The sequence below is a fragment of the Dokdonia donghaensis DSW-1 genome (assembly GCF_001653755.1).
In the GTDB taxonomy this organism is placed as follows: domain Bacteria; phylum Bacteroidota; class Bacteroidia; order Flavobacteriales; family Flavobacteriaceae; genus Dokdonia; species Dokdonia donghaensis.
Genome location: NZ_CP015125.1, coordinates 809,471 through 826,564 on the forward strand (window position 1 = coordinate 809,471; position 17,094 = coordinate 826,564).

Here is a 17,094-nt window from a genome sequence, read left to right on the forward strand (position 1 = left end):
TGTCATAACATAACCTCTTTAGTATAGATATAATGCATAAAAATTAAGACTAATGTACTAGAAGATTATTATTGCCAAACTCCTCTTAACAATACTGTATAAACACCTACTTTTTTGTAAATTGACTACACAATAAAAACACTAACTAAAAATTATAATTATGGGATTATTTTCATTTATTAAAAATGCCGGAGCAAAAGTATTCGGAATAGGGAAAACAGAAGAAGAAGAGGCGGCAGAAGCAGCAGCAGTTGCAGAAGAAAAGATTGCAATGGAAAATGCAAAGGCTGCAAGCAATATGGCAGAAACTATTAGTGACCTTGGTCTAGATGTAGATGATCTAGATATATCTATAGATGGTGATGTTGCTGTTGTTGCAGGTAGTGCACACGATCAAGCTACTAAAGAAAAGGTAATCCTTGTAGTAGGAAACTCTACAGGAATTGCAACGGTAGACGATAGACTTACTGTAGAGAACCCAGAGCCAGAAGCTCGTTTCTACACCGTAGAAAAAGGAGATTCTTTAAGTAAGATCTCAAAAGCGATGTACGGAGACCCAATGAAGTACCCACAAATCTTTGAAGCAAATAAACCTATGCTTAAAGATGTAGATTTAATTTATCCAGGTCAAGTATTACGTATTCCTCACTTAGAGAAATAAAAGAAAGCGCTCAAGCGCGATTATAGACTAATTAAAAGAACAAATATGAAGGGCGATAGTCTGGAATGTTTGTTCTTTTTTTATGTAATAAATTCATCTAGTTTAGTGAACCAAAAACGTTCAGAAGCTCTTTACTCATATTCATTAAAACTAACACCCAGAATACGACGGCGAGCCCTGCAAAGAGTTTTGCTTTGCCCAGGTGAGTATTATGAGGTTCTTTTCGAGCCTTGACGTATTTTATAATTGTAAAGACACTGGAAACAATAAATATTGCCGTGGCAAAACCTGTTAAAAAATCAGGTAAGTCATTACTTGATTTAATAACTCTGTTTAATATAAAATATACTAGAAAAGACACAACCATCATAAGCCCGTAGTAAGTGGCTTCTTTTGCATTTTGGTCGGTGAGATCTCTTTTAAGCATAAGGATTATCTATAAAAACTCATCTCGTCTATGAAGGTGTAAACTTCTGGAGGAAGTAGTGGTCGTATGTTTTTATCCTGCTTAATCGCCTTACGTATCATTGTAGATGAAATCTCCATTATAGGAGCGTCTACTTGGTGAATCTTTGGGTGATTATCAAACTGTGTTTCAACCGTACCTTCAGAGATTCTAGGATATACATAGATGTCGTGACGCTCCAAAATAACTTCATAGTTTTTCCACTTATGAAGGCTTTTAAGGTTATCCTCACCCATTATTAAACAAAACTCGTGCTGAGGATACTTTTCTTCTAGATGAGCTAGCGTGTATACCGTATAGTTAGGCTGTGGTAAGTCAAACTCAATATTACTTGGCTCGATTTTGTCATAATGCTCTACAGCCTCCATTACCATCTGGTAACGATGGTGATTGTTAAGAAGACTACTCTTCTTCTTAAAAGGGTTGTGAGGCGTGATAACCATCCAGATTTTATCTAGATCACTATACTCTGCCATATGATTTGCAATAGCAAGATGCCCTATGTGTATAGGGTTAAAAGTTCCAAAGTATAGACCTATTTTCAAGGGATAGTAAGTTTTGAGTTATTTCTTTTGGAGCGGGTTTGTGTCAAAGGCAATTCCGTCCCAACCGTATTTGATAAAATTTCTAATATTTTGGTGATCTGTACCCTCTGGGTTTTGTAGCACATCTTCTCTGTAATATTCGCCAAAACACTGTAGCGTGTCACTTTTACTTAGTCCTTGCTCTTGTGCAAATGCAAACAGCTTACAAGAGCCATTGTTCTCACCTGCGTCATTATGAATGTCACCATTCTTAAAAGAGCTAGGCGTAAAAGTATATAGCGCTTCTATAACAGACATTGTATCTGTAAACTCAATCTCGGTGGGTGTGCTAGTAAGTTTAGTTTTAAAATCTTGTAATGTCATTGCCCTATTATTTTACAAAATCAGTGACGAGTGCTACAGCCTCCTTAAGTGCCTTTTCTAGATTATCATTAAGAATAATATGATCAAATTGTGGTGCCGTAGCAAGCTCTACAGAAGCTTTTGCAACGCGCATATTGATTTTATCTTCACTTTCTGTACTACGTTTTTTAAGACGTATTTTGAGCTCGTCTACACTAGGTGGTTTTACAAAAACGGCAAGCGTCTTATCTGGAAATTTTTTCTTTATGCGTAAACCGCCTACTACGTCTATATCAAATATAACGTGCTTACCCATCGCCCAGATACGTTGTACTTCCTTCCAAAGTGTGCCGTAAAAGTTGTCACGATAGACCTCTTCCCATTCTAGAAAGTCGTCTGCTTTGATATGATTTTTAAACTCCTTAAGAGAGATAAAGTAATAATCTGTGCCGTGTACTTCAGTCCCGCGAGGTTCTCTACTAGTCGCAGAGATACTAAACTCGAGATTGAGCTCTGGTTGACCCAGGAGATGTCTTACAATTGTTGTTTTTCCACTACCAGAAGGCGCCGAAAAAACAATGAGTTTCCCCGTGTGATTTAGTTCTTGTGCGTCAGGTTGTTTTCCCATTAGAGTACGTTTAATACTTGCTCTTTTATTTTTTCTAGCTCATCCTTCATTTGCACCACTAGCTGTTGCATAGGTGCATAATTAGATTTTGAGCCTATGGTATTAATCTCACGACCTATTTCTTGACCTATAAAGCCTAGCTTTTTACCGTTAGAGTTATCAGATTCTAGCGCTTCTGTAAAGTAATCTAGGTGATTTTTAAGACGTACCTTTTCTTCTGTGATGTCGTATTTCTCTAGGTAATAAATAAGCTCTTGCTCAAACCTATTTTCGTCAAGATTAACCTTGAGATCTGCAACGGCCTTTTCTAGACGCACTTTTACATCTGCAAGACGATCTTTATCAAGAGTGATAACTTCATCTAGTAAACGCTGTAGATTTTTAATGCGCAGTTCAAACTCAGTCTTGAGAGAGTTACCCTCATCTAGTCTGTAAGCGTTTATCTCCTTAAGCGCACCTTCTAGATTAGTTACAATGGCTTTGTACTCATTTTCATCCAGTTCTTCACGCTCAGTTTTGAGAGCATCTGGAAGCCTTACAGCCATTTTAAGTAGCTCTATCTCGCTAGGCTCACCAGCAACAGCGTTTGACAGCTGTTTCATATACGTGTTTACAACAGATTCATTAATCGCTGTATTGGTGTTTTCGCCAGTGCTTTCTATGTAGAGACCTACATCTATCTTACCACGTTCTAGAGCTTTTGCCACCATATTGCGTAGTGCGAGTTCTTTCTCACGATAGGTAGAAGGGATACGTGCATTGAGATCAAGGTTTTTGCTGTTAAGCGATTTGATCTCGATAGTAATCTTTTTTCCGGGAAGCTGTACGACACTCTTCCCAAAACCAGTCATTGATTTTATCATAGCGCAAAGATAATGGTTCAGTAAGTAATGAAAAATTAAGAATGCCTGTGGTTTTTTACGCTTTCGCGAAAGCGTAATCACATCCTATTTTACTTTTTCTTGCATATAAGAGCGCACCTGGTAGTTAGCCAGCACAACATATGCTACTAATGCTATATAACCGCCGTATGCAGCATAAGGGCTTTCTAAAAAGAGAAGACAACTACAAATTGCAAAAAGTGCAATGGTGCCTATCCCATACTTTTGAGCAAGAAAGGAGTATGCTTTATCCCAAGTGGCTTGATCTCTCATCCACCATTCTGGAGCTTTTGACAAGAAAGGATTACCCAGCGATGGCGGAAAGTAACGTGTATTTATAAATAATGCCAGACTTATGAGTGCTGGGGCAAATGTTGTAAGGAGTGCAGGGAAGTTCATTAATCTAATTTACGTAACCAAATATTTCTATACCCTACACCACTCATATCTCCGTGATCTTGTAATATTATAGGACCGTCACCGTGAGCATTGTTTTTTGGGTAACCTATATACTCTGTACTACCTTGTATCTCATAGTGATCTTGTATGAGTACACCATTTAAAAATACGGTGATTGTAGCAGCTTTTGTCTTTTTACCTGCAGCATTAAACGCTGGCGCGTGGAAGACAATGTCATAGCTGTTCCACTCTCCAGTAGGTTTTGCAGCCATAACGTCTGGAGCTTTTTGCTTATAAATAGAGCCTACCATACCGTTTACATAGGTGTCATTGTCATTGTTATTTAAGATTTGTACTTCGTATAAGCCTTGAAAAAACACACCACTATTACTTCTGTTTTGGTTAGTCTGAGTATTGTTTGGGTCACTGCGCCATTCTAGGTGTAATTGCACACTCCCGAAGTCTTCTTTGGTCACAATATCTCCCGTTTTATCCTTTACGGTCATACTGCCGTCTTGATTAATCGTCCACTTAGGAGCGCCGCCGTCGTTTTTACTTTTCCAAGCGTTGAGGTTTGTGCCGTCAAACAATACTACAGCATCACTAGGGATACCGGTCTGCCCGTTTATGGCAACCTTTGCAGGTTTTGGACCCCATACTTCTGTTTGTTCTGGTTTTGTAGGTTCGTCACCCACATTTCCTGAGCCACACGATGTAATGGTTAGTGCTGTTGCGATAATTCCTAAATGGTATAATTTCATAATCTATAATTCTTTTATTGTAATGTTGCGGTACCATACTTTATCTCCGTGATCTTGGAGACCTATGTGACCTTCTTGATATTTACCAAAGCCTTTCCAGTCTGCAAACTTAGTCTTTGCAACCATAGCATCCCACTCTTCACCGTTTACGGGGAAGGAGTATGCTTCTTTACCGTTAAGGCTTACTTTACCTAGGTTGCTATCGTGATTGATATAAAGCGTTACTTTATTCCACTCACCCGCGGGATTGATCATACCGTTTGCAGGTTTTATCATATCATAAAGTGATCCTGCTTTGTGCGTTCCATTTGCCACCTTTGCATCTGGATGACGCTCGTCATCTAGAACTTGTATCTCTGGGCCAGTTTCATAAGCTTCTTTAAATTCTGGCGATTCTTTTACACCCCAAAAGATGCCACTGTTACCACCTTCAGAAACTTTCCACTCTAGATTGAGTTCAAAGTTTTTATAGGTGTTTTTTGTAATGATGTTTTTACCACCTTCTTCCCCAGGTGTAAATGCCATTGCTCCATCTTCTATGGTCCAGTTGTCGTGCATACCGTCTGTACCATAACCTTTCCAAGCGTTGAGGTTAGAGCCGTCAAAAAGAACAACTTTATCACTAGGCTCGGCAATTTTTTTGCCGCCTATAGAGAAGGTATTACCTTCTCCACTCCTAATGTCTACAACCGTGGTTTTAGTTTCGTTTTTACAAGCAAATGCCATTAAAGCCACTGCTGCGATATAGAATGTTCTTTTCATAATTGTGTTTTAAAGTCCCAATATCTTCTTTAACTGCTCCTTGTCGATATCTTCTCCAGCAAAATCATCAAAGCGTTTTTGTGTTGCCTCAATAATATGTGAAGCGATAAAAGGTGCGCCTTCTCTAGCTCCTTGCTCAGGACTTTTTACACAACATTCCCACTCCATCACTGCCCAAACGTCACAACCGTATTCTGTGAGTTTTGTAAAAATGGTTTTAAAGTCTATCTGTCCATCTCCCGGAGAGCGGTAACGCCCAGCGCGATCTTGCCAGTCACTATAACCGCCAAAGGTACCACGCTTCCCATCTGGTTTAAACTCAGAATCTTTTACGTGAAAGGCCTTTATAAACTCGTGATAGTGGTCTATATATGCGATATAATCGAGTTGCTGTAATACAAAGTGACTTGGGTCATATAAAATATTACAACGCTTGTGATTACCTGTAGCTTCTAGAAAACGCTCAAAAGTCACACCATCGTGTAAATCTTCACCAGGGTGAATCTCATAAGCCACGTCTACACCACACTCATCATAAGTATTGAGTATAGGTAACCAACGTTTTGCAAGCTCCTCAAACCCCATCTCAACAAGTCCTGCAGGACGTTGTGGCCAAGGGTGCATTGTATGCCAAAGCAGCGAACCACTAAACGTGGCACTCACATCAAGACCAAGATGTTTACTTGCGTGTGCAGCGCTTATTACTTGCTTACGAGCCCACTCAGTACGCTTCTTTGGGTTGTTTTTACAATCGTCTGGAGCAAAGTTGTCAAACATCAAATCGTATGCAGGATGTACTGCAACTAGTTGCCCTTGTAGGTGTGTAGAGAGCTCTGTAATCTCAAGCCCATAGTCATTTACTTTACCCCTAAGCTCATCACAGTAAGTTTTACTCTCTCCAGCTGTGGTGAGGTCAATTAATCGGTTTTCCCAAGTTGGGATTTGTATTCCTTTATACCCAAGGTCTGCTGCCCATTTGCACAATCCGTCTAGCGAATTAAATGGTGCTTTGTCATCCATAAACTGGGCGAGAAATACTGCGGGTCCTTTTATTGTTTTCATTGGATATATTTTTTTCATTCCCGCCAAGGCGAGAATCTTTTCAGTTGTTGTTTTTTACGCTTTCGCGAAAGCGTACTCATCTTTAAGTAAAAACATTCTATTTTGAGACTTCCGCCTTCGCGGAAGTGGACAAGCTTATAAGTTTACCCACACATTCCCATCACGATGAGATTGCACGGCTTTCTCTATAAAATTCATTCCTCGTACACCATCTGTCATACCCGGAAACTCGCCCGAATTGTAGTCTTCTCCACGTATTACCTTTGCAACACCTTTATAGATGTTACCCATCGCGTCAAAAATTCCTTCTGGGTGTCCCGGAGGTAGTTTTGTGCCGTCTAGCGATAGCGCACTGTTATAAGCGTGGCCAGGTTTGAGCACGCGCATAGGTTGACCATCTTCTAGTAAATAAAGATAGTTAGGGTTTTCTTGCTCCCACTTAAGGCCTGCTTTTGTACCATAAATAGCTACGGTAAAGTTGTTCTCTTCTCCAGTTGCTATTTGGCTTGATCGTAGTACACCTTTTGTGTATTCATCTAGGCGTAGTAACACGGTGCCGTCTATATCCATCTCATTATCTTCATACAGATGGTTGAGGTCTGCAAGTACAGATTTAATTTTTTTGCCAGTCACAAATTCTAGCATCTGGTAGGCGTGAACGCCTATATCACCAAGACAGCAAGAAATTCCAGATTTTTCAGGCATTAAACGCCAGGTGCTATTGCGTTGCTCCTTGTCGTGTATGAGGTTATTAATCCAGCCTTGGTAATACTGAGCGTCTACTTTTTGTATCTCGCCTAGTTCTCCATTTGCTATCATTTCCCTCATTTGGCGAACCATAGGGTAGCCTGTGTAGGTATGCGTAAGTCCAAAGACGTTACCATTCTTCTTTTGAATAGCTTCAAGCTCTAGCGCCTCTGCGTGCGTCATTGTCATAGGCTTCTCACAAATCACGTTAAAGCCAGCTTCTAGCAGCTGCTTTGCCATCGGGAAGTGTAAGAAGTTAGGTGTAAGTATAGATACCACTTGCATACGCTGGTCTGCTGGGAGTGCTGTTTCCTTTTGTACAAGCTCTGTAAGATCTTTATAAATACGATCTGTCGGGATGCCTATTTGCGTAGCAAAGTCTTTGCTTACCTCAATATCTGGGTTAAAAGAACCACCTACTAGCTGGTATGCGTCAAACATACTTGCCGCCACGCGGTGTAACACACCTATTAAACTATCACCGCCGCCACCTAAGACGCCCCATCTTATTTTATTGCTCATTGTGTTGTGTTTTTTTTTTTAATGAAATAGTAAATGATAAGATCTACTCCGTATATTCTATTTTTTCACTCTTAAATAACAGTGCAAAAATCACAAATACTGCTGCTGCAAAAATTGCTGGGAATACCCATACTGAGTTCCAGTCGTGACCTTCACCTACAATATTTGCATCTGTTATTTTTCCTGCTACATAAAAACCTACCAGCATCCCTACACCGTAAGTAGCAAGTGTGATAAGTCCTTGAGCGGCACTTTTAATTTTTGGTCCAGCTTTACTGTCCGTATAAATCTGTCCAGACACAAAGAAAAAGTCATAGCAAATACCGTGTAAAACAATACCTGTAATAATCATAAAGAAAAGGTCTCCAGTATTACCATAAGCAAACAGTAGGTAGCGCAATGTCCAAGCGAGCATCCCTACAAGGATCGTTTTCTTAAACCCAAATTTCTTAAAGAAGAAAGGAAGTAATAACATAAAGACTACCTCAGATACTTGACCTATAGAAGCAAGGGCTGTAGACTTTTCTACACCAGATTCCGTTAGGAACGGACTTAAATTTTGATAATAAAAAGCAAGTGGAATACAAATAAGTACCGAAGAAAGGAAAAACACTAAGAAGTTTCTATCCTTAAGTAAATCTAAAGCTTCAAGACCTAAAATATCTTTAATTGCAACTTTCTCTCCTTTTGCGCTTGGTGGTGTTTTAGGAAGTGTAAAACTAAAAACTCCTAGTACTGCAGAAGCAATAGCAGTCATTACAAAAGTGTTTTTAAGTAAACCTGCAGCGATAGACTCTTGAGAGTCCCATCCAAAAGCAAAACTTATTAGTAGTCCTGCCACAATCCAACCGATGGTTCCCCATACACGAATGAATGGAAAGTCCTTTGATGGATCTTTCATCTGGTTAAACGCAACTGAGTTTACTAGCGCCAGTGTAGGCATATAAGCAATCATATACCCCAAAACATATGGATAAAACACAGCTGAGTCTGTTGCTTGTGACATTAAATACATAAGTACGGCACCTATAATATGCAACACTCCCAGAATGCGCTCTGCATTAAAAAATCGATCTGCAATAAGACCTATAATAAATGGAGCTATAATAGCTCCCCAAGATTGTGTAGAAAATGCTGCTGCAATTTCTCCTCCTTCGGCGCTTAGGTTATTACCCATAAATGTACCTAAGGTTACAAACCAGCCTCCCCAGATAAAAAACTCGAGAAACATCATAAAGGATAATTGAAACTTAGTCGTTGATTTCATAGTGCTTATTTAAGTTTGTCTATTGATTTTTGAACTAGTGCTTTAGTAAGAGCGATACCTTCTTTTGGATCTTCTAGTGGTCCTTCATACTCTGTACCCACATATCCTTCAAAACCACTATCGGCAACGATTTGCATTAATCGTTGATAGTCTAATTTTGTCTCATTACCATTTTCATCAAAGTTATATGACTTTGCAGACACTCCCTTTGCATATGGCATCATTTCTTCTATTCCTTTATAGGTATCATATTCTAAAACACAAGGAGCACTCCAGCGTTCTCCTCCTTCACGTTTTACACAAAAGTTTCCAAAATCAGGTAAGACACCTACCGTTTCCATATTAACCTCTTTCATCACAGCAACAAGTTTTTCTCCATCGCTAGACCAGCCTCCGTGGTTTTCTATAATTACGTTTACACCTACTTCTTTACCGTAAGCCCCTAGCTCTTTAAGAGAAGCTACAGATAGTGCGTGCCATTTTACAGGGTCTAGCTCTCCAAAGAGATTTGCCCTTACCGAGTGTGCTCCCATAAGTTTTGCTGCATCCATCCATATTTTGTGATTTGCAATAGCTTCTTCTAGTTTTTTAGGATCTGGATCTGCTAGTTCACCAGCGTGATCCACCATAATAAGAACGTTGTCTATTCCTGCAGCAGTTGCCTTAGCATTAAGGTCTTTTGCAAGTTTCATTACACGTTCTTTATAGTCTGTCCCTACTTCAGCAACAGATGGATATAGTTGTGTCACATATTCTACTCCTGTAAAACCAAGGTCTTTGGCAATTTGTGGGAATTCCATCGGGTCCATAGTACCCTCTTGAAACGGTTTGTGAAGAGACCATTGAGCGAGGGAATGTTTGTAAGAGGGCATATTTTCTTTAGAAACTTCTTTTTCCGCTTTCGCGAAAGCGGAATTCTCCTCTTTTTTTACCTCCTCTTTACAAGAAATAAGTACAAAAGCGCATAAAAGAGCGCCTAACAAATAATTTTTCATAAGATGAATTTTAAATAAGACTAGAACTATAACGTTTTCGCCTGTCATTTACTGTTAAATATAGGGTTTGACTAAGGTAGTCTTTTTTAGATATTCACAAAAAACAACTTAAAATTTATATATTTGGTAACCTATATCCCAATAAATTTTCATTAATACATTTTATGGTGAATACAGCTAACGAAAACGAAATGTACGACGCAATTGTCGTAGGCTCAGGAATCTCTGGTGGATGGGCAGCAAAAGAACTATGTGAAAACGGTATGAAAACGCTCGTATTAGAGCGCGGTCGTATGGTAAAGCATATAGATGACTACCCTACAATGCACAATGACCCTTGGGACAATAAATTTAAAGGTAATAACTCACGTGAAGTGGAGGCTAGATATGAAAAACAAGCCCGTACGGGATATGTTCATAAGGCAGATAGTCGTCACTTTTTTGTAGATGATATTGATCATCCTTATAATGAGACAAAACGCTTTGACTGGATACGTGGGTATCACGTAGGCGGTCGTTCTATTATGTGGGGTAGACAGAGTTATAGACTGTCTGATATAGATTTTGAAGCAAATAAAAAAGAAGGCATTGCTGTAGACTGGCCTGTACGTTATAAAGATATCTCACCTTGGTATGATAAGGTAGAGGAGTATATCTCTGTATCTGGAGAAAAGTTAGGTCTAGAGGTACTACCAGACGGAAAGTTTTCACCACCTATGGAGCTTAACTGTGTAGAAGAGGTTCTTAAAAAGAATATGGCCGAAAATTATAAAGATGGTCGTCTTCTTACTATAGGGCGTGTTGCACATATTACAGGAGCAAAGACCTATGATGGTCGTTCTGCTTGCCAGTTTAGAAATCGCTGTGTGAGAGGATGTCCTTTTGGAGGGTACTTCTCAAGTAACTCATCTACGCTACCAGCTGCAGAGCGTACAGGAAATATGACGTTACGTCCGTTTTCTATCGTAACAGAAGTAATGTATGATGATGCTACAGGTAAAGCTACTGGGGTAAAAGTGGTAGATCAAGAGACAAATGAAAAATTAGAGTTTAAATCTAAAGTTGTTTTCCTTTGTGCATCTGCCATAGGATCTACAAGCATACTTATGCAATCTAAGAGTGAGCGCTTCCCTAACGGTATGGGTAATGACTCTGGAGAGCTTGGACATAACTTAATGGATCACCACTTTAAAGCAGGAGCAACTGCAAAATGGGATGGAGATCTAGATAAATATTATAAAGGACGCCGTCCTAACGGGATTTACATTCCTCGTTTTAGAAACATAGGCGGAGTAACAGATCAAAAAACCTTTAAGCGTGGATACGGTTATCAAGGTGGTGCAGGTCGTGGTGATTACCAACCACAAATTGCCGAAGCAGGATATGGCGCAAAGCTTAAAGAAGAGATTCAAAAACCAGGAGGATGGACTATAGGTCTTATGGGCTTTGGAGAGTGTCTTCCTTACCACGAGAATAAAATGACCCTAGATTATAATGATCTTGATAAATGGGGACTGCCTAAGGTAAACTTTGACGCAGAGTGGAAAGAAAACGAGTGGGAAATGCGTAAGGATATGATTGCAAGTGCAAAAGATATGCTTAAAAATGCCGGCTTTAAAGATATCCAGACTATGGATGACCCAAGTGCTCCAGGTAACGGTATACACGAGATGGGTACAGCACGTATGGGACGTGATCCAAAAACATCTGTATGTAATGGTAATAACCAGCTACACGCAGTACCTAATGTATATGTGACAGATGGAGCATTTATGACCTCTGCAAGTTGTGTAAACCCATCACTTACCTATATGGCTTTTAGTGCACGTGCTGCAAATCACGCTGCCGCTCAAATTAAAAAAGAAGCATAAGATGAAAAGAAGACAATTAATAAAGAACTTAGGATTAGGTGGAGTGGCACTCGTTGCAACACCTACATTATTAAGCCTACTACAAAGCTGTAAAGCAGACGGGCCAGTGTTTGAACCTGTGTTTATTAATAACTCACAAGGTAAAGCGCTTCGTCATATTGTAGATCTTATTATCCCATCAGATGAGGCAATACCAGGAGCTGTAGATGTAGGTGCGCATAAGTTTATAGATATGTACTGGAATGAGGTGATACCTCTAGAAGATCAAACGCATATTAAAGCTGGTTTTGATGCACTTGCAAATAGATTGCAAGATGCAACAGGTAAAACTTTTGATGATGCAGAGGCCGAAGATTACGACAAGCTTCTAGCCAAATATCTAAATGCTTCAAAAGAACAAGAAGAAGTATTTAATAAAAGTCTAGGAGAGTATTACCAAGCATACCAGAGAGACAAGACGGTAAAGGTAGATCCAGATGCTGGCGCTTTTAGTTTACTGCAAAACGTAAGAGGTATGACTATCTGGGGTTGGAAACAGTCTGAAGAGATAGGAGAAAACGTACTTGCTTATGAGCCTATTCCGGGACAACAAATAGGTTGCTTACCAGTAGAGGAAGCAACAGGAGGAAAAGCATACTCACTGTAATTATATGGAAAGAAGAAAATTTATACAAAAAGGAGCTCTCACGGGTTCCTTTTTAGGTTTAGGGATCGCAGGTATACACGCGATGAATAATGTTGTGAGAGATTCCGCTTTCGCGAAAGCGGACACAGAACCACACACTTTTAATCTCAATTATGCCCCGCACATAGGAATGTTTAAAGAGCTCGCTGGCGAAAATGTTATCAATCAGCTCAACTTTATGGCAGATCAAGGCTTTACCGCCTTTGAAGATAATGAGATGCGCAGCCGCCCCATTGCCGAACAAGAAGCAATGGCAGAGGTGATGCGTAGGCGTGGTCTTACTATGGGCGTTTTTGTGGCTCATAAAATACACTGGACAAAGCCAAACCTAGCGAGCGGAAATCAAGAATGGCGGGACGAGTTTCTGGCAGATATTAAGAGCTCTATTGAGGTAGCAAAACGTGTAAATGCAAAATGGATGACTGTGGTACCTGGTCACGTAGACTTGCGTCAGAATATTGATTTTCAGACCGCAAACGTAGTAGAGAGCCTTAGACAAGCAAGCGCCTTACTAGAACCGCACGGCATTGTGATGGTGCTGGAGCCACTCAATTTTAGAAACCACCCAGGACTATTTTTATCTAAGTCACCACAAGCATATCAAATCTGTAAAGCTGTAAACAGTCCGTCGTGCAAGATTCTTTTTGACATCTACCATCAGCAAATTCAAGAAGGAAATTTAATTCCAAACATAGAACAATGTTGGGACGAGATTGCTTACTTCCAGATAGGAGATAACCCTGGTCGTAATGAGCCTACTTCTGGAGAGATTAACTACAAAAATGTATTTAAATATATACACAGTCGTGGTTTCAAAGGAGTCTTAGGAATGGAACACGGTAATAGTATAGAAGGAAAAGAGGGTGAGCAGCGTGTGATAGATGCGTATGTGGAGAGTGATAGGTTTTTGTAAATCTGTATTTTTAATAATAATACAATCAGGATCTCTTCGTTTGATAACGGAGTGTGTAGGATTTACTACTTTTACTCAAAACCCTAGCAAATGAGTTCATCTTTTGAAAAATACCAGAAAAGACGATTAATTACTTCCTATTTTTCGGTGGTGATTAGCATCGCTTTGGTACTATTTCTATTAGGTATATTGGGACTACTCGTGCTTAACACGAAAAAGGTAGCAGATTATTTTAAGGAGACCATTGCTGTAGGTGTTTACTTTAAAGATGCTGCAAAAGACGTGGAGATGAAACAGCTAGAGAAAACACTTTCTCTAGCAGCGTACACAAAATCTATAAAATTTGTTTCAAAAGAAGAGGCTGCGGCATCTCATAGTGAAGCCCTGGGAGAAAACTTTGTAGATTACCTTGGCGAGAACCCGCTTCAAAATAGCATAGACTTATACCTCAATGCAGATTATGTATCTGCAGAGAAGGTAGAAGAAATAGCAAATGAGATCGCATCAAAAGACTTTGTAGAAGAAGTAACTTATGATAAACCTCTCATATCATTGCTTAATGATAATATCAAAAAAATAAGCCTGTGGATACTTATTATCTCTGGCATATTTACGTTTATCGCAGTACTGCTTATCAATAGCTCTATACGACTATCTGTGTACGCAAAGCGTTTTACAATAAAGACAATGCAAATGGTGGGCGCGACAAAACGTTTTATAAGACGTCCCTTTGTATGGAAGAGTGTGCGCCTTGGGATTATAGGTGCGCTTATCGCTATAGCAGGTATGGCAGGAGTGCTGTATTATGCAAATAAAGCATTCCCGCAACTCACATTACTAGATGACCCGCTCGTACTAGGAGCATTATTTGGAGGTGTGTTTTTAATGGGAATACTCATTACTTGGTTTAGTACCTTTCTGGCAACACAACGTTTCTTAAATTTGCGCACAGACGAGCTATACTACTAGCCGAATTACTAGATGTATTATGGGAGAACAAAAACGTAAAGAAGTATCAAAACAGACTACCGAATTTATATTTGGGAAGAAAAATTTTACGTGGATGCTTATAGGCCTTGGAGTTATAGCCTTAGGTTTTATACTTATGTCTGGAGGAGGTAGTGATGATCCTAATGTGTTTAACCCAGAGATCTACTCTTGGAGACGCATACGTCTTGCCCCAGCAGTAATACTCATAGGTTTTGGTATAGAAGTATATGCCATCTTATTAAATCCTAATAAAGGTAAGTAACACTTGCCGCTTGTAACTACAGTTTTATCTTTGCCCTATGAATAATCTTGACGCATTTATCCTTGGTGTCATTCAAGGACTCACAGAGTTTTTACCTGTTTCATCTAGTGGGCACCTCGAGCTAGGTAAAGCCATACTGGGAGATACTTCTGTACCAGAAGAGAGCCTTATGTTTACCGTAGTGGTACATTTTGCAACAGCACTTTCTACCATTGTAGTTTTTAGAAAAGATATCATAGAAATTTTAAGCGGATTGTTTTCATTCAAGTGGAATGAAGAAACACAATTTTCGGCAAAAATCGTTTTGTCAATGATACCTGCAGTTATTGTAGGGCTCTTTTTTGAGGAGCAACTAGAAGCACTTTTTGGAGGAAATATTATGCTTGTAGGCTGTATGCTGCTTGTGACAGCGGTACTACTATACTTTGCAGATAGAGCAAAAGACACTCAAAAGAATGTAACTTTTTCAAATGCATTTATAATAGGCGTTTCTCAAGCAGTTGCTATGATACCTGGTATCTCACGTAGTGGAGCGACAATATCTACCTCTGTATTACTGGGTAATGATAAGAGTAAGGCAGCACGATTTTCATTTTTAATGGTAATTCCACTTATTTTTGGAAAAATCGCAAAAGACCTTATGGACGGTGCAATTACGACTCAAACGGGTAATGTCTCTGTACTAGTAATAGGTTTTATATCTGCCTTTGTTGCAGGACTTATAGCCTGCACCTGGATGATAAAACTTGTGAAGAAAAGTAAGCTTTCTTGGTTTGCTATATACTGCCTCATTGTAGGAGTTATTGCGATAGGTTTCTCACTTTATAACTAAGTCTATGTCTAAGATAACGAGCCTTACAGATCAAGATTTTAGAGATGGCCAAGTGCTTATTTTTGACAAGCCTCTTGAGTGGACCTCTTTCCAGCTAGTAAACAAAGTGCGCTGGCTTATACGTAAGAACCGAAATATAAAAAAGATCAAAGTAGGGCACGCAGGCACACTAGACCCGCTCGCTACTGGTCTTATGATTATCTGTACAGGTAAGTTTACAAAGCGTCTACACGAGTTTATGGGTCAGGAGAAGGAATATACTGGCACCATCACTCTAGGTGGCACCACGCCTAGTTATGACCTAGAGACAGCCATAGATAAAGAATATCCTACCGAGCATATCACTGAGGAGGATATTTACGCTTTCGCGAAAGCGTACCAAGGAAAAATAATGCAACGTCCACCCGTATTTTCTGCACTAAAGAAAGAAGGGAAACGTCTGTATGAGTTTGCAAGAGCAGGTGAGGAAGTAGAAATCCCGAAGCGAGAGATACACATCTCATCTTTCGAAATCACACGCATTGAAATGCCCGAAGTAGACTTTAAAGTAAGCTGCAGCAAGGGCACGTATATACGATCACTAGCGTTTGATTTTGGAGAAGGGCTCAAAAGTGGTGCCCATCTTACGGCGCTTAGAAGAACCAAAATAGGCGACTACAGCGTAGATAATGCACACCTTCTAGATGACTTTATAAGAGAGATTACGCAAAGCAATCCTGCCGATATCTAGAGGTGCTACCTACGAGCCATAACTTATGGCTTTTTTTTTGTAACTTTTAAATACTTATGAAATTATCCCCATCAGATAAGGCACTACTCATTACCGTTTTTGGAGCGAGTTTTTTAGTGCTTGTATTTTTCTTTTTGGGAGTAAAACCATATCAGGGTGAGATAGCAGAGGAGTTTATAGAAATACCCGTTATTACTCAAAATCTAGAAGAACCGGAAGAAGAAACCAAAGCACCTGTACAGCAAAGAACTCGTCTGTCTAATCAAGCATACAACTCAAGTGAATTATCTAAAGCCCTGCAAGAAGAGGACGAGATAAGAAAGGCCATTGCACAGCGCCAGCAAAGTAGTGTTGAAAATCTCAATGAGCGCACAAATAATCAACTGAGCGCGCTGCAAGAGGCTAGAGAAGCTGCTCTAGAAGAAAAGAAGAAAGAAGTACAAGCAGCCATAGCTGCAAGAGAAGCTGCTAGAGCTATTAAGAAAAAGAGTGCCTACAGGCAGAGTACCGTTTCATATAACTTAGTAGGTCGTACGGCTATTGCACTACCTAATCCCGTGTATACTTGTGACGCTTTTGGGAAGGTAGTCATAAATATTACTGTAAATGATAAGGGAGTTATTGTAAAAAAAACGTTTAATAAAAATGCTTCTACAAGCGCAAATGGATGCCTTATAGACCAAGCTATGAAATATTTAAACAGAGCGTACTTTGATAAAGGAACAAAAGCTACACAGCTAGGCAGTGTGACTTTTGATTTTCAAGGATAAGAT

General features: G+C 39.6%; 21 protein-coding genes. 9 read left to right on the plus strand and 12 right to left on the minus strand.

Going from position 1 to position 17,094, the window contains the following annotated elements; translation table 11 throughout:
• The first annotated feature begins 160 nt into the window (after positions 1 to 160).
• Complete coding sequence (gene lysM / locus I597_RS03465) at positions 161 to 661, plus strand: peptidoglycan-binding protein LysM (protein ID WP_035326359.1); 501 nt, start codon at positions 161 to 163, stop codon at positions 659 to 661.
• Between the two features lie 97 nt (positions 662 to 758).
• Here lysM and I597_RS03470 read toward each other — a convergent pair whose 3' ends face one another.
• The 12 genes from I597_RS03470 to I597_RS03525 form a co-directional block, all read right to left on the minus strand.
• Entirely contained in the window at positions 759 to 1,088 is a 330-nt protein-coding gene (locus I597_RS03470; protein WP_035326361.1) for a hypothetical protein, read from the minus strand.
• Positions 1,089 to 1,093: 5 nt separating this feature from the next.
• On the minus strand, positions 1,094 to 1,672 hold the full coding sequence (gene nadD / locus I597_RS03475; RefSeq protein WP_035326362.1) for a nicotinate (nicotinamide) nucleotide adenylyltransferase: 579 nt from the start codon (positions 1,670 to 1,672) through the stop codon (positions 1,094 to 1,096).
• An 18-nt stretch (positions 1,673 to 1,690) separates the two neighbouring features.
• Positions 1,691 to 2,035, minus strand: coding sequence for a HopJ type III effector protein (locus I597_RS03480; RefSeq protein ID WP_035326363.1), 345 nt, complete (start codon positions 2,033 to 2,035; stop codon positions 1,691 to 1,693).
• Positions 2,036 to 2,042: 7 nt separating this feature from the next.
• Positions 2,043 to 2,642, minus strand: coding sequence for a guanylate kinase (gene gmk, locus I597_RS03485; protein WP_052111872.1), 600 nt, complete (start codon positions 2,640 to 2,642; stop codon positions 2,043 to 2,045).
• Positions 2,642 to 3,505, minus strand: a complete 864-nt coding sequence (locus tag I597_RS03490; protein WP_035326365.1) for a YicC/YloC family endoribonuclease — start codon at positions 3,503 to 3,505, stop codon at positions 2,642 to 2,644. The genes gmk and I597_RS03490 overlap by 1 nt, the downstream gene beginning before the upstream one ends.
• An 84-nt stretch (positions 3,506 to 3,589) precedes the next feature.
• Positions 3,590 to 3,922 carry a hypothetical protein gene (locus I597_RS03495; protein WP_035326367.1) on the minus strand — a complete coding sequence of 111 codons (333 nt, stop codon included), beginning with the start codon at positions 3,920 to 3,922 and terminating at the stop codon, positions 3,590 to 3,592.
• Complete coding sequence (locus I597_RS03500; RefSeq protein WP_035326369.1) at positions 3,922 to 4,683, minus strand: 3-keto-disaccharide hydrolase; 762 nt, start codon at positions 4,681 to 4,683, stop codon at positions 3,922 to 3,924. Before I597_RS03500 ends, I597_RS03495 begins: the two co-directional genes overlap by 1 nt.
• A gap of 3 nt (positions 4,684 to 4,686) precedes the next feature.
• Positions 4,687 to 5,445: a 3-keto-disaccharide hydrolase gene (locus tag I597_RS03505; RefSeq protein ID WP_035326372.1), complete on the minus strand. Its 759-nt coding sequence runs from the start codon at positions 5,443 to 5,445 to the stop codon at positions 4,687 to 4,689.
• A gap of 9 nt (positions 5,446 to 5,454) precedes the next feature.
• Positions 5,455 to 6,507, minus strand: coding sequence for a sugar phosphate isomerase/epimerase family protein (locus I597_RS03510; RefSeq protein ID WP_035328923.1), 1,053 nt, complete (start codon positions 6,505 to 6,507; stop codon positions 5,455 to 5,457).
• A gap of 135 nt (positions 6,508 to 6,642) precedes the next feature.
• Complete coding sequence (locus tag I597_RS03515; RefSeq protein ID WP_035326374.1) at positions 6,643 to 7,776, minus strand: Gfo/Idh/MocA family protein; 1,134 nt, start codon at positions 7,774 to 7,776, stop codon at positions 6,643 to 6,645.
• Between the two features lie 43 nt (positions 7,777 to 7,819).
• Positions 7,820 to 9,043 carry a nucleoside permease gene (locus tag I597_RS03520; protein ID WP_035326377.1) on the minus strand — a complete coding sequence of 408 codons (1,224 nt, stop codon included), beginning with the start codon at positions 9,041 to 9,043 and terminating at the stop codon, positions 7,820 to 7,822.
• 5 nt (positions 9,044 to 9,048) lie between these two features.
• Entirely contained in the window at positions 9,049 to 10,038 is a 990-nt protein-coding gene (locus tag I597_RS03525) for a sugar phosphate isomerase/epimerase family protein (RefSeq protein WP_035326380.1), read from the minus strand.
• 191 nt (positions 10,039 to 10,229) lie between these two features.
• On the opposite strand from I597_RS03525, the gene I597_RS03530 reads away from it, so the two are divergent.
• The 8 genes from I597_RS03530 (at position 10,230) to I597_RS03565 (ending at position 17,091) form a co-directional block, all read left to right on the plus strand.
• On the plus strand, positions 10,230 to 11,909 hold the full coding sequence (locus tag I597_RS03530; RefSeq protein ID WP_201771776.1) for a GMC oxidoreductase: 1,680 nt from the start codon (positions 10,230 to 10,232) through the stop codon (positions 11,907 to 11,909).
• Between the two features lies 1 nt (position 11,910).
• A complete protein-coding gene (locus tag I597_RS03535; RefSeq protein ID WP_035326385.1) occupies positions 11,911 to 12,555 on the plus strand; it encodes a gluconate 2-dehydrogenase subunit 3 family protein in 645 nt (214 codons plus the stop codon).
• 4 nt (positions 12,556 to 12,559) lie between these two features.
• Positions 12,560 to 13,507, plus strand: coding sequence for a hydroxypyruvate isomerase family protein (locus I597_RS03540; RefSeq protein ID WP_035326388.1), 948 nt, complete (start codon positions 12,560 to 12,562; stop codon positions 13,505 to 13,507).
• Positions 13,508 to 13,597: 90 nt separating this feature from the next.
• Positions 13,598 to 14,476 (plus strand): cell division protein FtsX, encoded by an 879-nt coding sequence (locus tag I597_RS03545; protein ID WP_035326391.1) that lies wholly within the window; start codon positions 13,598 to 13,600, stop codon positions 14,474 to 14,476.
• A gap of 19 nt (positions 14,477 to 14,495) precedes the next feature.
• The gene (locus tag I597_RS03550; protein ID WP_035326394.1) at positions 14,496 to 14,759 is read left to right on the plus strand and encodes a DUF3098 domain-containing protein; all 264 of its coding nucleotides are present in this window, start codon (positions 14,496 to 14,498) and stop codon (positions 14,757 to 14,759) included.
• Between the two features lie 37 nt (positions 14,760 to 14,796).
• Positions 14,797 to 15,591 (plus strand): undecaprenyl-diphosphatase UppP, encoded by a 795-nt coding sequence (gene uppP / locus I597_RS03555; RefSeq protein WP_035326397.1) that lies wholly within the window; start codon positions 14,797 to 14,799, stop codon positions 15,589 to 15,591.
• Positions 15,592 to 15,595: 4 nt separating this feature from the next.
• Entirely contained in the window at positions 15,596 to 16,321 is a 726-nt protein-coding gene (gene truB, locus I597_RS03560; protein ID WP_035326400.1) for a tRNA pseudouridine(55) synthase TruB, read from the plus strand.
• 56 nt (positions 16,322 to 16,377) lie between these two features.
• Positions 16,378 to 17,091 carry a hypothetical protein gene (locus tag I597_RS03565; RefSeq protein WP_052111877.1) on the plus strand — a complete coding sequence of 238 codons (714 nt, stop codon included), beginning with the start codon at positions 16,378 to 16,380 and terminating at the stop codon, positions 17,089 to 17,091.
• Positions 17,092 to 17,094: the final 3 nt, after the last annotated feature.